At 61.1% G+C, this 16354-nt stretch carries 7 protein-coding genes and 1 pseudogene; 3 read left to right on the forward strand and 5 right to left on the reverse strand.

All coding sequences use genetic code 11. The annotated features are described in order from the left end of the window. A pseudogene (locus tag GOALK_RS22750) lies at nucleotides 1–207 on the reverse strand (IS3-like element ISPfr13 family transposase); the annotation flags it as partial. A gap of 206 nt (nucleotides 208–413) precedes the next feature. Here GOALK_RS22750 and GOALK_RS22755 point away from each other — a divergent pair. From GOALK_RS22755 to GOALK_RS22765, 3 genes are all read left to right on the forward strand, one after another. After that, a complete protein-coding gene (locus GOALK_RS22755; protein WP_006361202.1) occupies nucleotides 414–1706 on the forward strand; it encodes a hypothetical protein in 1293 nt (430 codons plus the stop codon). A 33-nt stretch (nucleotides 1707–1739) separates the two neighbouring features. Next, on the forward strand, nucleotides 1740–2369 hold the full coding sequence (locus GOALK_RS24455; RefSeq protein WP_006361203.1) for a uracil-DNA glycosylase: 630 nt from the start codon (nucleotides 1740–1742) through the stop codon (nucleotides 2367–2369). A 164-nt stretch (nucleotides 2370–2533) separates the two neighbouring features. Next, entirely contained in the window at nucleotides 2534–6505 is a 3972-nt protein-coding gene (locus GOALK_RS22765; RefSeq protein ID WP_006361204.1) for a DUF3427 domain-containing protein, read from the forward strand. A gap of 76 nt (nucleotides 6506–6581) precedes the next feature. Here GOALK_RS22765 and GOALK_RS22770 read toward each other — a convergent pair whose 3' ends face one another. The 4 genes from GOALK_RS22770 to GOALK_RS22785 all read right to left on the reverse strand — a co-directional run. Then, complete coding sequence (locus GOALK_RS22770) at nucleotides 6582–8774, reverse strand: DEAD/DEAH box helicase (RefSeq protein ID WP_006361205.1); 2193 nt, start codon at nucleotides 8772–8774, stop codon at nucleotides 6582–6584. Then, the gene (locus GOALK_RS22775) at nucleotides 8744–13822 is read right to left on the reverse strand and encodes a PDDEXK-like endonuclease domain-containing protein (RefSeq protein ID WP_232283214.1); all 5079 of its coding nucleotides are present in this window, start codon (nucleotides 13820–13822) and stop codon (nucleotides 8744–8746) included. Before GOALK_RS22775 ends, GOALK_RS22770 begins: the two co-directional genes overlap by 31 nt. Nucleotides 13823–14218: 396 nt before the next feature. Continuing rightward, nucleotides 14219–14719: a hypothetical protein gene (locus tag GOALK_RS22780; protein ID WP_006361207.1), complete on the reverse strand. Its 501-nt coding sequence runs from the start codon at nucleotides 14717–14719 to the stop codon at nucleotides 14219–14221. Next, nucleotides 14716–16354 (reverse strand): DUF2075 domain-containing protein (locus tag GOALK_RS22785; protein WP_040004461.1); only part of this gene is annotated, 1639 nt, incomplete at its 5' end. The genes GOALK_RS22785 and GOALK_RS22780, both read right to left, overlap by 4 nt.

The following is a 16354-nucleotide window of genomic DNA, read 5'->3' on the forward strand; positions in this document are numbered from 1 at the left end:
CTCGGCGGACTCCTTCGAGGTGGTCCCCGCGCGGGCGCCGGCATCGACCTGTGCCTGCACTGCCCACCGACGTACCGTCTCCCCGCCGACGCCGACCTGCTTGGCGATCGCCTCTGCCGCGGCAGTCAACGACGTGTACTCCCCGCCGTGCGCCTCCAGCAACCGTAAGGCCCTCGAACGGACCTCCGGATCGATTTTCTTAGGCATATGCTCATCCTTCCTGACTCAGAAGGAAGCGGCATCAAAGCTGGGGTGATTCAGTCTGACTCATGGCGGTGTGGGTCGAATGACCCGACCACCAACGCAAATCGTGCGCTCCGGGTACTGGTGTCGACTGATCGGACGAACGGAACGGGTGTCAGCCGTATCCGCTACATTCGGTTCATTCTGTAGCAGAAGGCGGAGGTGGCGGGTTGTCGAAGAACCCTACGACGGTGCCGGTGTGGACGATCGCGACGGATCGCGCGGACGTGCCCGCCGTGATCGGCGAGAACGCGCTCACTCCCGAACGACTAGATAGTCTTCGAACCGCTCTCGCAGCACTCAGTGACATCCCACTCACCACTCTCGAGGCGCACGATGTGCCCAAGGCACTCGACAGGTCGAAGGGCATTCACCTGCATGGCGTCAGTCCACTGGCCACGCAGCTGTCCGAGCTCGTGAAGAAGACCCCCAATGTCGTCCCGGACGGCGGCGAGACGCTGTACAAGATGGTCGTACCCCCGAAATTCGCGTCGCAGTTCGCTTCCGGAATCGTGAAACCGATGGCGTCGTCTAATACCGCAAATGGCATCCACAGTGCGCTGTCAGACGGGTCCAAGATAGCCGCGCAGGCGTCCTTCGTTCCGGTGAGCGCCGGCAAGGCAGCCGCTGCCGGAGCAGCTACCGGTTCCGCTACGACGGCGGGCGCAGCCGTGGCTGGTGCCGGCGCGCTGACTCTCGCCGCGCCGCTCGTTCTCATGGCTGTCGCGGTCGGCGTCAGCGCCTACGCCGACCATCAGCGACAGAAGACCATGGAACGGATCACCGAACTCCTCGAGAAACTCATCGCCCATAACCTCGAGGCAGAGCAGCACAGCTTGGAGGCATGCCGCGGCGCGATCGTCAAAGCGACGTCGGTTCTTCTCGACGAGGGACGCATCGGCGCCAGCCTGGGACTCGACTCGACGGTGTTCGCCATCGAAGAAGCACTTTCGCGCGCAAAGTCGCGGATTGCCAAGTGGGAGAAGGAACTCAGCAACCTGAGTGGTGACAAGGTCGAACTCACTCAGCTTGCCAAGCTCATTCCAACGATTGAGAAGGCCGACGGTGAGTTCTACGTCCACGTCGAGCTCGCCCAGCTCGCCATTGCGATGAAGCAACGTGTCATGATCCTGCAGGCCGTCGAGCACGCTCAGCTTTCCGAAGGCAACCCGTTTGAACGGTTCGTCGCGACGTTGCAGGCCGAGAAGCGGGATGTCGACTCACTCGAACAGCGCCTTGAAGCTGTGATACTCCGTTTGTCGGCACTGCAACTGGACCGCTCGCACGGCATCCGGGACGTGGTGTTCTCCTCCGGCGAGGTCGACAAGTTGCTGGAAACGACCCGTCGGCTGCGCGATCTCGGCCAGTCGGTCCAGCTCAGCGCCCGCCAATCGGAGGTGACCATCGAGATCCTTCAAGAGAAGGACGGCTCGGTCGTCGTCTTCCCGGCGATCGCCTCGTGATCTGTCGACGCACCGCAGTGAGCGCGAAACACTATGGCATTCAACGGACGTAACGCAGACCCCAAGGTCGTGCGAGCCAAGCTGGCTCGAATCTGGGAGCCGCACGTCGCACCGCTCAACGAGTTGGCGAACCGTATCGCCGACGCTGAAGGACTCCCCCACGGTCATGTTCCGTACGTCGACCCGGACGCCGGTGGCATTCGAGCACGGATGCTGGTGTTGCTCGACAACCCGTCCACGAAGGCCGAAGCCGGAACCGGCTCTGGACTTCTCAGCTTGGACAACAACGACCGCACTGCGCGAAACTGCCGAGAAGCGTACGCGCGACACGGCGTTGCGTGGGCTGACGTCGTGCATTGGAATGTTGTTCCGTTCCCTGTTGCCGGCGAGAAGAACGGCGGATCCACCCCGAGTGAACGTGTGCGTGCCGTTCGCTGGACACGTGAAGTCGTCGACCTGCTACCCAACCTCGAAATCGTGCTGCTACTCGGCGCGGCAGCCCGGGACGGATGGACACGAGCAGGAGTCAACCGACCCGGCGTGTACGTACCGGGCGGCAATATCCCGCACTGTTCCATGCGTGGATTGAACACCGCCGGTGGCAGGGAACGGTTCGAAGACGCGATTGGCGATGTTGCGCAACGTCTCCGACCCAACGGGTAATGCCATTTCCCGATTGGAATCGTGGCGCGGCCCCTCCATCTGAGTGGTGGCGCGCGTTCTGGTTCACTCGATGTCAATGGAGCTATACGAATCGACGTGTCGACCCCGCGTAGTCACCTGACGTGTTTGTCGAGAGTTTTGCAGAAGAATTCCGGAGTGCCTGAATGAACCCACCTGAGTCCCCATTTGTAGATATCCCTCGGAGCGAGTGGATCGCTTCAAACCGATCGGCGTTCGCGATCTGGGATGCGTACCCGGTCAGTCCGGGCCACGCCCTTGTGATCTCGCGCCGAGAGATCGAGGACTGGTGGGTCGCGACAGCCGAGGAGAAAGCAGACCTGTTCGGACTGGTCGACGAAGTGCGGGACGTGATCCTGGCGCAGCACGGTCCCGTCGACGGCTTTAACGTGGGTTTCAACGCCGGGCGTGCCGCCGGCCAAACGATCAAGCACCTCCATATCCATGTCATCCCTCGGCGACAAGGCGACGTTCCAGACCCGCGGGGAGGCGTTCGGCACGTCATCCCGGAACGGGGCAACTACTTGGCGCCGACTGAGCCACCGGATGGTGGCCTCGTACCGGCCTCGCCCGTCCTGATCGATGGTCGGGCCAAATACCTTCTTCCGGAGTTAGTCGCCCACCTCCGCAACTCCTCCCTGGACCGCATCGACATCGTGGTCAGCTTCATTAAGATGTCTGGGCTTGGTCTACTCACTGGTGCACTCGGTGATGCGTTGGACCGGAGCGCGGTTGTCCGAATTCTGACGACCGACTACTTAGGCCTCACCGAGCCTCTCGCCTTGGCCAGGCTGCATGACCTGGCCGATGACTACCCAGGCCAGCTGGCGGTCAAAGTCTTTCAAGATAGTGAAACGAGCTTCCACCCGAAGGCGTATCTCTTCTACTCGTCCGCTGCAGGCGGTGGCGAGGCAGCATTTGTGGGGAGCAGCAATTTGAGTCGCTCCGGCCTTAGCGGCGGGATCGAGTGGAGCCTGCACGTCGGGTCAATCGAGGATCTCAAGCGCGGCTTCGAGGACCTATGGTCGGATCACCGCAGTATCCCGCTGACGAATCAGTTGATCGCCGACTACCGACCTGCGCCACAGCACGTTCCGGCCGTCATCGAAGTTGTAGATTCACCGGAACCGGTGCCGTCTCCCCGACCGATTCAACTAGAAGCCCTAGAAGCACTCGCGCGTACCCGCGACGAAGGGTTTAGGGCCGGAATGGTCACCCTCGCTACGGGGTTGGGGAAGACCTGGCTCGCCGCCTTTGATGTTGCCCGCTTCGGCGCACCAAGGGTGCTGTTCCTCGCGCACCGCGAGGAGATCCTCATCCAAAGTCGGGACGTGTTCAGACGCCTGATGCCTACGGCCAGCATGGGACTGTATTTCAGTGGACACGACGACTATCGGGCTGACGTCGTTTTCGCCTCGGTACAGACTCTGTCGCGCAATCTCGCGCTGTTCGACTCAGAGGAATTCGACTACATCGTCGTCGATGAGTTCCACCATGCGGCAGCCACTACCTACCGTGCCGTGCTTGACCACTTCACCCCCCAGTTTCTGCTAGGTCTCACCGCCACGCCCGACCGGATGGACGGCGCAGACCTATTGGCGCTGTGCGCAGATAACCACGTGTACGACTGCGACCTCGTAGACGGAATTCGAAGGTTCGAGCTAGTCCCCTTCCATTACTGGGGAGTCCCGGACCCGGTGGATTTCGAGCCAATCCCATGGCGCAACGGACGGTTCGACCCCGAGGCGCTTGAAGCGGCATTTGCTACCCAGGATCGCGCTCAAGCAGCGCTCGACGAGTGGCGATCACGGAAGGGGCAGCGCACGCTCGCATTCTGTGCGTCGAAGCATCACGCCGACTTCATGGCTGACTTCTTTGCTGATCGTGGTGTCCGCTGTGCATCCGTTCACAGTGGTCCCTCCAGCGCGCCCCGTAACGAGACGATCGACGCTCTGCGGGACGGTGAGCTCGAAGTCGTGTTCGCAGTTGACCTTTTCAACGAGGGCCTGGACGTGCCTACCATCGACACCGTCCTGATGCTTCGCCCGACAGAGTCATCCATCATCTTCCTGCAGCAACTTGGACGTGGACTCCGAATCTCGGAGGGCAAGGACGCGCTGACTGTCATCGACTTCATCGGCAACCATCGTTCGTTCCTGTTGAAACCAAGAACCATCCTTTCTCTCGCGAAACGCACCGCGCCGACGACGCTGCAGGTCCTCCAAGCCATGGAGAACGGCGACTTCGACCTCCCTCCTGGTTGTTCAGTTGACTATGAGCTCGTCGTGGTCGACATGCTTAAGTCATTGACCCGCACGACAGCATCCGACGCTGTCGAAGAATACTGCCGTTCGTATCAGGAGGATGAAGGACTTCGACCGACAGCGGCACAGACATTCCGAGCAGGACACGACCCAGCGACCGTCTCATCAAGGCACGGTGGCTGGTTTGGCTTCTTGGATACGTTGGGACTCCTCGGCCCCCGACAGGAAGCCGTCTACTCTTCCCACGCCGACGTGCTCCGAGCAATCCAGGTCGAGGACATCACGAAGTGCTACAAGCTGATCGCGATGCGGGCGCTGTTGCACGACGGGCGATTCTGTACTGGGGACTCAGTGGCGAACAATGCGTCGACATCACGGCAGCTGCTGTTAGCGGACCCACGTCTCGCACGCGAAGTGCCTCAGTCCCAGTTCCCCGACCTTCAGCACGCACCCGAGCAGAAGTGGAGGTCGTACTGGCTCAGCTGGCCGCTTTCTCGGTTGACCGGCGCGGACGGCTCGTCGTCGCGCCGGGACCACTTGTTCCGTCTGGACGCGGAACGCTTAATCCCGAACTTCAACATCGCACCCGATCACCGGGACGTCTTCGAGAGTATGGCGGCCGAACTCATCGAGTATCGCCTCGCCAAGTATCTCCTTAAGCAGGACGCAGGTACCAAACGCCGATGGCCCTGTCGGGTGGCACTCGTCGACGGCCTCCCGTCGGTACTACTTGATCGACGGCAGTACGCCGACCTTCCGGTCGGCGAGGAGAAGTTGGTGGCCGAGGGTGCCACCTATGAAGCCGTCTTCTCCTCTGTCGCAATCGACGCCATCCGCGCAGGCGGAAACGAAGATTTCGCACCCCGATTGCTCAAACGTTGGTTCGGCCCGACCGCCGGGTACCCCGGGCACGTACATACAGTCGAACTTGTACAAGAGGACGGTCAGCTCACGCTCCGGGAAAATCGTGCTGATGACGGTGGCCGCGTGGAGCTTCCGTTGTTCGGCAGCTTTACTACCGCGATCGGAGCTGGCCCGGCTTCGGGGTCACAAGGCACAATCCGCTCCAGCATCGCTGTGCGCGAGCGCACGGATATCGACCTCTCGTCAGGCAACCAGTTCGTCTGCTTTGCTGATGCGGGAGCGCTAGATCCGAGCGGCGGAGTTCTCGCTGGCGAACCACTTCTGTTCGAGTGGGGGTCGGCCGCGTCTCCGACGGAACTCATCGGCGAAACGATACTCGCCGAGGTTGAACATGGAGGTCAGTCGAAACGGCAGCTGGCGACGGTCAGGAAGATCGACAGCAACCTCGTGCTGGAGTCGGCGGACGGATCGAGACACATCACCACCGGAGCAGACGTACTGCAAGCGGCACGTCTCGTGACCGAACTATCCGAGAGTGACATCAATCCTCTAGCAGATCGAATCGGCGACCAACTCAAGAGCTTTGACGTACCGGAGCTCTACGGGGAAACCTACAATCCCGGCAACTGGCGGTCCGGACATGTATCGCTCGCGCGACACGCCGTTCTGTTCGTGACCCTTGAGAAGCGTTCGGACAGCATCCAATACGTCGAGCACTTCGAAGGTCCGGATCTGTTCGTATGGAGTTCGCAGAACTCGACCAAACCCGAAGGTAAGAAGGGCCGAGAAATTCTTGAGGCTCCAGCCACCGGAAAATCTATCGAGCTGTGGATGCGTCGCAAGCCGAGCGACCCGTTCACATACCTTGGTCGCGTAATTCCACTGGGGCACGAGGGTTCGCAGCCGATGACAGTCAAGTATCGGCTGCTCACGCCGCTGTCCGGAGAACTTCGACGGCGTCTGAACTTCGATGAACACAACCGCGCGTAACGCCTAGCCCCTACGCGGTATAACCGCATACACGGAAGGTCACCGTCGACAAGGTCGGCAGTGACCTTCCGCTGGCTTACGCCTGAACTTCTGTGGGCATCGTCCTGAGGCTCGCGATCGGCTGACCGGACTTCTTCACCTTCCACAGCGACCAACCGTCGACGGTCGATCGCTCGGAATCCCCATAGAAGCGGAGTTGCGCGAGAGCTGCCTCATCGGGGCCCTCGAACTTGCGGCGGCCGACAATCGCGTAGTCCAGAACGACGCTCCAGTCGCTGGTGTCGAGCACTGCCCCAGGGACGAACCCGCCCTCGCACTCCATGTAGATGGCAACCCTGTTGCCTGTTCCCCGGTTTCGGGGGCGGTCGGACGTCTTGGTTGGAAGCTGAATTCTTCGAGTGCCGAACGGCTTCTGCGGTCCCTTTTTAACGTCGACGTGCGCTGAGTTGTCACCTGCGCGGTGGCTCGGATGTTCGACTAGTGGTGGATCATGCCTCTGGCCTAGTTCAGGTTCCCTGACTGATGTTTGGTTTTGCCCCTCTATATGCTCCGCGCGGGTGGCTGCCGAGCCGTCATCCGACACCCTGGATGAGACCCCAGGTAGCTGGATCCTCCCCAGCGCGTCGTCGCCTAGCTGCACAACCTCGTCGTAGGTTCGGTCGAGATGAGCCGCGATGCTGCTGTTGTCGAGTGGCTCCTCCCCATCGAGACCGAACCGCCGAATCAGAATCTCAGCTTCATCAGGGCCCAGATCGACGATCGCCCGCAGGATCTCGTCGACGCTTTCACATCGTTTGAACCGCACCGCACTCGCGACGACACTTCGAATGTGCGCACTAGCTCGCTGAATGATGGCTGCGCTCTGCGCAACCGTGGCCGTTGCAGTCTCAGCGAGTTCTCGGTCGTTCTCGGTGAGCGCCTGGCCCTCGTGGTCTTTCACTTCGGGTAGCCACTCCTTCACTACTGCTGGGACGCTGTGGACCTCCACAGTTTCGAGGTTTTGCGCGATCTCGGTGAGCTGCTCGAGGAAGGTCCCGTGCGCACCGTTCTCCGGGTCTTCAGAGCTGCCTTCGGCGTAGAGAATGACGAACACCGCGGCGCGTCCGTCGGCCTTTGGTCGGAGCACTCGACCCATTCGTTGGATCATCTGACGCCGAGTGCGACTCGCAGCGAGGACGATCGCAACGTCCGCTTCAGGAACGTCGATACCTTCGTCGAGAACACGGGGGGCGGCCAAAGCCGTGAGGCTTCCGTGCTTGAAGCGACGAAGGAGCGCGATTCGCTCATTCCGGGTGAGGTCGCTCGTGTATGGCGCCGCTGCGATTCCAACTTGTAGGAGAGTTTCGGCTGCAGAAGCGGAGGCCGACATGGTCTCAGCGAAAACTAGCGCCCGACTCGACCGTTCGAGTACAGGCGCGATCTCGGCGAGTGCCTCCTCTTTGCCGGAGATCGAGGCGAGAAGGTCACGGCGGTCGGAAAATGCTTTGAGGTATCGCCGAGCGGATCTGACGGAGGCGTCGCCGCTGAAGTCGTCCTTCGCCAGCAATTGAACGTCCTGCAGAAACGATCCGAACGGCTCTGCGCGGCAGCCGAATTTGCCGATCAGGTTGGTTCGCTCACCGCGGGCAATCTCGTCGAGGTTGTCGTAGCGTGCCCTCTCACCTGGCGAGAACGGTACGGGCACGAGGGCCACGTTTACTGGTGCGAGGATGCCGTCCTTGTACCCGCGCTGGTAGGTACAACCGGAGATTACGTTCTCAAAGAACGGCAGCAACACTCGGTCGATGCCGTCGTCCGAGCGTTCCAACGTGGCAGTCAAACCAAGGCGATGATCGAACGAACTCGTCGAGAGGACTTTCGCGAAAGAGTCCGCGGCGTAACGGTGTACCTCGTCGGCGACGATAAGCGACCCCGCCGGCGGCTTTTCGGCAGCAGGCATTACGGCCGACTGCACGGTGGACACGATCACATCGAATTGACGAAACGAGTCCTGATTGGCATCGCCGCGTCGCCCAACCCGCAACGCGCCACTTGCCGCCACGAGGCGTTCATGCCACTGGCGGAGCAGATCTCGCGACGGTACGACGACGAGGACCCGGCGACCGTCGGCCACCGCCTCGAGGGTGGCGGCGATTCCGACTTCAGTCTTTCCTGACCCGGTAACAGCTTCGATGACTGCTCGTCGCCCATGCTTGCGCCATTCGGCGAGCGCCTCTTTTTGCCAGGCGCGCAGCGGTTTCAAGCTTTCGCCCCCCGCGAGCGGACCCACAGCATCGTGCCGGCTTTGGTCATCTCATCTAGCTGACCGTCCTCAACCAACGCGTCGAGCACGTCTCGCGTAGCGCTCTCGTCGAGTTTCGAGATGTGGCACGCGCGGTCGATCGTCAGTGGAACGCTCGGCCACGCGGCCGCCACCAACACATTCCGAAGTGTCCCTTGCGCGGGGGGAGTTGCGGGCGTCGGGCTCTCGGTGTCGGTCTCGGTCTCGGGTGCATCGCGACGCAACAAGTCGTCTCGAGCGTTCACGCCCGGCTTGTAGTCGGACTCATCGTGCCGGCGTTTAGCGCTCTCGGCGAAAAGGTCGCGTAGTACCCGTTCAACCTGCGGTTCAGGAACCTGGAACTGTGCCGCGAGTTCCCTCGATTTCATCGATCGATAGTGTGGCGCACCGGCAACAATCGCGTCCCGGAGACTTTCGTCCGAGATCCGAACGTAGTCAGTCTCGGACGGCAACCTCTCTTCGACGGTTGTCAACGCAGAGTTCTGCTCAATCGGCGGCGACGTCTTTTTTACGATTGTTTCGACGGGGGTGGTGTCGGATAGTGCCCCGTCATCCGGCTCATCACCGCGGTTCTCAATGGCAGGCACCGGCGGTCCATCATCCGTGGGACTGTCTAGCCCATTGGCGCCGCCGCCGACGACGACGACAGTCGAGACCGTCGAGGGATCGTTCGAAAGCTGTAGGCCGGGCTCGATTCCCAGTCTGTCGAGTTCGGCCCATAGGGAGGACATTGCTTCGACGCGACCGGCGTAGAACTCGGATTCCCGCACTCGCCAGAAAGTCCAGCCGCAACGTCGAAGCTCGATCTCACGCTCGAGATCTTCCCGCAGCTGTTCGGGTGTCGTGTGGAACGCGTCCCCGTCACACTCGACTGCCAAGCGCGACGCACTGCCGGTCACAACGAGGTCGATTCGACGGTTGTTCACCGGGATCTGCGGATTGACGTGGTAGCCCCGCGCAACGATTTCGTTGAACACTCGCTGTTCAAAGAGACTGTCAAAACGCGGATCTCGCACGTCGTTCGGCACGTTCTCGGGGACCGGCTCGGTGGTGGCGACGGTCCGGGAGGTCATGTGTTCCAGGAGCGACTTGCGTAGGTCACCGGTGCGCAGTCGGTCCAGGGTTACTGAGTGGAATAGCCACATCTGGTCCTTCGCGCGGGAGGCGCCGACGTTGAAGCGCTGCTCGAACTCTGTGCGCGTCAGAGACTGGAAGTTCTGGTCGGGTGCCACGACCAACGACAGGAAGATGACGTCCCGCTCGTCTCCCTGGAAGTCAGGCGGAGTCCCAACCCGGAACCGCCGCTCATCCCACTCGTCCTCCGAGATGTTTCCTCGGAGCGCATTCTGGATCGCGGTGACTTGGCCCTGACCCTGTAGGACAACGACTCCCATCGTCTTGCCTTCGTACTGCGGGTCGTCAAGGCATGCGCGCACTTGGTCTGCGATTGCCACGGCCTCCGCCTTGTTGGCGAGTGTCGCGTTCTTTCCGGTGACGGTTGCGCCGGTGACGTAAGTACTTCTGAGCGGCGGTAACCGATCGGAACCGAACTGACGGACCGGCACCAGCGGAGCGTCACGATAGAACTGATTGCTCGACCAGCTGATGATCTCCGGCATCGACCTGAAGTGCTCACGCAGCCGGACAACTTGACCAAATCTCGATCGCAAGAGGGAGAACAGGCTCGACCGCGGAGTGAACGTATTCCGGACGTGGTCCGGTAGATCACCGAGATAGTTGTCGAGGCGGGTGAATACGTCGTCGAGACCACCCAGAGCTACTTCGCTTGGTGTGCACTGCTTGTCGTCGCCCACGACGATGACGCGCGGCGCTAGCCAGAGCAAATACAGGTTCGTGATGTCGACCTGGCTGGCTTCGTCGACGATGACGACATCGAACGCACCGGGCTGCGGCGGGATTGACGCGAGCACCTGCTGCGTGGGCATGACCCACGCCGGCACCGCACTCTGGGCCTCCCGCATCGCGGTCCGGGCTGCTTGTCGAAACCGCTCAGCGTGCTTGCCGGTTCCCTTGCCAATGCTGCGAATGTGGTCGCGATAGGACTGCAGTGCAGTGACTTCGCTGGCACTCATGCGCTCCAGACAGCTCTTCCATGCGCGTTCAGCTGCCAATTTGGATGTCAGAGAGCTGATGTCAGCGGTGACCGCGTCAAGTTCACTGCTGAGCTGTGCTTCGCGTCCGGGGGTCCGTTGTTGTTCAACCCAGTCGTGTGCACGTCGCCAGTGCCACGCGTCGTGAATTGAGTCGAGACGAGTCAGCAGATCGGGGTCGGACGGGTTCGCGGCGAGTTCGGAAACTAGCGCGGGTGAGGCTGAGCGCACACGCTGCACAATTGCCTGGCAATCCCGATACTCACGTTGCTGTTGCTGCGCATGCAGATACGCCCCAACCGCGTTATCGAAACCCTGTCGAGACGCGTCCTGAATGCTCTGCACCAAATCGTTAGCTTCGGTCGCCGGCGCTGGTCCGAAGGCGTTGCGGAGCTCGTCGGTGATCACCGTCAGTTCGTGCCGCGCGGAGCGCCGCTGGAGTTCAAGCGTGATGGCTGACGCTGCTTGAGAGAAGCTCTCGACCTCATCGATACTGCGGACGACGACCTGGCGACGAGTGCTGCGATACAGATTGTCTTTGAGGTCGCGGCTAGTCGCCACCAATCGCTCAATCGTCGACAGATCTCGTCGAGCAATGACGAGATCGTTCACCTGTGCCGAACGCGCCGGCGCGCTGCCAAGATCCAGCCCGAGGTCGGCAAATGTCTGCCGTGCAGATTCGACTGCGTCGAGCGCTTTGAGGTGCGCGACAGCGATTTCGAGCTCTTCGAGACGCTGCACCGGGTCACCGTCGACGGTGAGATTGAGGTTGAGCTCGTCGTACGCCTTCTGCTCTGCAGATCGGCGGAACCGCCCCTTCCACTCAGCACCAGCCTGCAGTCGGGCGAGCCACGTTTCCACAGTTCGGAGTGCCCCGCGGGTCACAGCAGGTGCTTCAACCACAGCGCTGCGAACCATCTGGTCGCACCGACTCGCTTCCTGTACGAAGAGGTCCAGGTCTTGGACGCGCGCCCATAGATGATCGACCGCACCTGAGAGGACTCGGTTGGCGAGTTGTTGCTTCTCCGGTGACAACCCGCGGGCGGTGGCAGCTGCGTCCCTAAGCGCGTCGCATTGCGTAAGAACCTGCTGCGCAGTGTCGTTGTCGACACTCTCGATAATCTCAACGAGCTCACGGGTCTGGGACGGAAGCTCAACCGGCGGGCGGTGGACAGCCTCGAACAGATGCGCCATCCGGTCTGCGCTGGGGAGCAGGCCTTCCAGAGGCGGCAAGACTTGATCAGCCCGAGCTGCGTGACCTGGTGTTTGAAGGGTAAGGAGTCGGACGAACTCCCTGAACTCCGGTGGAGTCAGTGGCGGTTCGGACGCATACAGCGGACCCGGCAACCAGGACAGTCGTTCACGCTTCTCCTCCAACAGACGGACGATGGCGGCCAGCGTTCCGCTATATCCCGGAGCTACTTCGGGATGCTGAAACGTCTCGGCTTCGCGCAGAGCTCGGATCGATTCGAGGGTCGTCGAACGCCGTGCGCGGGCTTGCTCACGCTTGTCGGTTAGGTCCGCGATCGTGCGGTCGGACGCTTCAGGGAAGAAAGACGTCTTTCGCTCAGCGATTGTGGCGACGCTGCGGTTCAGCTCCTGCGAACCGCCGCGTGACAAATCGGTGATCGAGACACAAAGCTCTTGCATGTCTTCCGGAAGTTTGTCCCGAAGAACTTGCAGCGCTTGGGATTTCTCGCTGGTGACCAGCACGCGCTGCCCTCTGGCCAGCAATGCCGACATCAGGTTCGCGATCGTGTGCGTCTTGCCCGTGCCAGGAGGCCCCTCTACAACGACACCGCTGTCGCCGCCAAGTCGCTCAATGATCTTCGACTGCTCAGCATTCGCCGGCAGCGGAAACAGCGGATCCTCGGCAAGTTCCTGCGGCGCCGTGGCACCGGTGGACTCCAACCACTGGACCCGCTCCTCCGCCTCGATGGCAGTAACGAGCTGGGCGAGGCCGAGTGGAGTCTTAGCTGAGACCTGTTCGGCTTGATGGATCATCTGGTCGTAGTACTCGACCAGCGCGAACGCACCACGCTTTCGCAGGACCAAAGCCGGCGCGAGTGCAAGTGACACGTCGGCAGAGGTGGTGGTCGGCGGTTCGAGCGCATCAGTGAGCGAGACCTCCACACCCAGCGCTCGAGCCGCCCAGCTCTTCAAGAACAGCTGGATCGAGGGATCGAGCGGAGACGCCGACTCTTTGAGTTGCGCGAGCAGTGTCCGACTCCCGGACTGGTCAAAAATCTCAAGTCCCGTGAGAAGCTCGCTGTCTTCTAATCGACAGGACGACAGTTCTACGAGTCTCACCAGAAGGTCACCGGTCGACTCGTCCCGTTCGACAGTCGCCTCTTGCGTCACGAGATGCGTATTAACTCGCGAACCGCCGGCCATCTTCGGCGGAAGTGTCAGCAGTCCGGACGCAACAACCAACTCAACCGACTCGGGCCGTGCGTTGAGCTCGTGCAGTACTTCTGTGAGGACCTGATAGAGCTCGTAGTGGGGTCTACGCTGTCGATCCGTCTGCGCCCATGCTGTCCACTCCTGATACCAGCTGCGGTACTCCCCACGAGCACGTTCGACCTCAGGTACAGACGTAGATCCGAGCGGCTCGAGTTCACGAAACTGCGGTCCAGCAGTGTCGCTGCGCATGACGTCGTCGGTTGCGGTTAGCCACGGCAAGAGCGACTGAGGTAGCGCGGGCGGCTCCTCCAGGTGCACGCGCGCCGCTTGAACAACTACGTCGCCGGCGGTCGCGGCGTTGTCCACCTGGAAAGGTGCACTACCAGGGAAAAGCCACTGAATCCGCTCGTGATCCTCTACCCGGAGGACCGGTCGTGTCCGGGCTTTCACCATCTCCCGGAGAAATTGCATCAATCTGCCAACGCGATCTTTCAGATCGACATCGTTCTCTCGACTGGCCACTACACAACCCACTAACTCAGGCCGCATCGTCGCGGCTCTCCATAATCGAGAGTCACAATAGCTGTCCAGCGCGACAGTTAACGTTACTAACTGTCCCGAGGGCGGAAACTAGACCTGACGATCAGGGTCGTAGTCACCAAAAATAGTCCGATCGGTTGACATCGGTGTGTCACGCTTTTCTCGGTCGCGTCTCTGCCGCGCTGCCGCCGTGGCTCTAACCGATGTCTCTCGACGTAGGGTCCGACATGTTGTCGAGACGGTAAGCACCATCAACTGGCGAGGACAGATTTGTCCCAGATCTGGCGGAGACGGTGATCAGCACCCACGTCCGGCGGTAAGTCTTCGTGATGACTTCCTCCCGACGTCAGCAGCGACTGCGCCCGGCCACTACCGAAATCACACGGATTGTCGGCCGCGCTTCTTGATCGCCGCCACAAGCTCGGACCACTTTGCATCGCCCAGGGACACCACTGACTCCGCTTTCGGATTCGATGCCCGACGAATCCCGTCCGAGATCTCCTTCGGCATCGGGTCGCCGTACGCAGTCGGCACCTGTATGGCGTGCGCGATCAACTCCGTGTCGAATCGGTAGGGATACTTCAACTCTGACTCGGCCGTCTCGTCAGGCCAGAAACAGCTCGACTCCCATCTCAGCGGAGACAACACCCGGAACAGGTACACATCGACCGCACTCGTCACCCACTCTTCAGGCTGGCACCGTGGGCCGCGCCGCAGACCGCTGGCACAAGCTCCGATGACGTGCCAATCGAAGCTCATTCCTTTTGTCCAGCCCTGTGGCTCCCGACGAAGTCCCCAGCGGCCATGCTGGACTCCGAATCGAAGATTCTCCTGGACCGCCGGCGCGATACCCGAATAGGTGGTGAGAATCCGCGTCAACTTCGCGGTCCTTCGACCAGAGAACGAAGCATGTCCTGTGTCTCGGCGTCCGCGGAGTAAATCCGCATTCCGCGCATCCCGCGGGTAAGAAGCACCTTGTAGGTGTTTCGGATGGCTCGGTCGAACGCAGCTCGGTCGGCCGTCTTGACCTGCCTGTCATAACTCTGGTCGGGCTGCGCTACCCATCGATCCGTCCGCCAGACTAAATCTGGTCCGAAAATGACTGCGCCGTAGTCGTACTCAAACCCTTGAGCGGTATAGACGCAACCGATCTGACCGAAACCAGCGGGATCGGTTGCCCAAAGTTCCCGGCCGGGTGTACCCTCATGTCTGGTGGTCTTCGGATTGTTCCAGGGTCGCCGCCAACCTCCAATCGTGATGTCGGCCGCGAGTGGTTCGCCCTTTTCGGGTGCACTCCACTTCCAGCAGTAGCCGGCGACCATTCGAGCAGAATAGCCGTCGTCGAGCATCTGCTGAAGGTGCATCTCAACCACGGACGGCGCCTCATCGACAGACACGTCGAAGGCCTCGTCCCCCTCCCACCGGATTGGTCCGCCCGGCTTGAGCTCAAGCAACCGCTGAACCCAGTAGTCGTACGCTTGACTACCACCGCACCGGAACTGGCCATCCAATCGAATGACCTTGGTGGTACATCCCATTCGTTCTGCCGCACCTCGAATCTCGTCGACGCTGCCTCGCTCCGACGGCTTCACGATCTGATCCTCGTCAAGCAGGAACACAGGTACGCGCGCCGCGTCGATCAACTCTTCGACCTGTGGGCGACCAGTGCGATTAATCGCGCGAGTGAATCGGTTGGTCGAGGTCTCGCGAATTCGGTGCGCTTCGTCGCAGATGAGGACTTCCAAATCGTTCGGTTCCGAATTGATGAAGTTGTTGTAGTAGGTGAAGAGCTTCTGGACTCGCGGCGCTCGAGCACCGGCGACCTTGCGGAGAGTCTTTGTGAAGGCGGACGACCCAGTGGCATGCACTGCAGTCCGGCCCTGACGTGCGAGTTCGCCGAGCAAGCTCAACGCGATGACCGACTTTCCCGAGCCGGGCCCGCCGACGACGACGATCACCTCTTTCGTGTTCTGTCGGGCGGCCGCCTGAACGGCACGCATCACGAGGGAATGAGCGATCTTCTGTTCGTCGAGAAGTACGAACTGCTCTCGACGTTGCACCTCGTCGGCGGCCAGAGCCATCAACTGTTTACTCGGTCGAATCGCAGACGCCATCAACTGGTCGGCCGCATCGGCACCGGGCTTGTCGGCAATGCGCGAGCGGAGGAAGTCAATCAACTCACTGCGCCGCTGACCCGTGAACATTCGGCCTGTCTGAGACTCGGGGTAACCCCACAACGATCGAACACCGTCATCGGTCGCATTGTGCAGGTAAGCGACACCCGCGAGTTGCTCTGAACTACCGCCCAGGGCGGCAATAAAATCCGCGATGTGAGAACAGTAGCGACTGACCTGTTCCACCGGGTGTAGACGTTCGCGGTCGTCGTCGTAGAGGACGACGTCCTCCGTACCGTCCAGTCGAGTCGCAGTCGTCCACTGCTTTAGCTCGACCACGACATAAGAGGCCTCGCCGGTGTTCGGATGAACACCGCACACAACGACGTCGGCACGTTTG

Source organism: Gordonia alkanivorans NBRC 16433 (assembly GCF_000225505.1).
Lineage (GTDB): Bacteria > Actinomycetota > Actinomycetes > Mycobacteriales > Mycobacteriaceae > Gordonia > Gordonia alkanivorans.

Coding starts and splice junctions, on each gene's coding strand:
- GOALK_RS24455 (WP_006361203.1), top strand. CDS start 1,740: ATGGCATTCAACGGACGTAACGCAGACCCCAAGGTCGTGCGAGCCAAG.
- GOALK_RS22765 (WP_006361204.1), top strand. CDS start 2,534: ATGAACCCACCTGAGTCCCCATTTGTAGATATCCCTCGGAGCGAGTGG.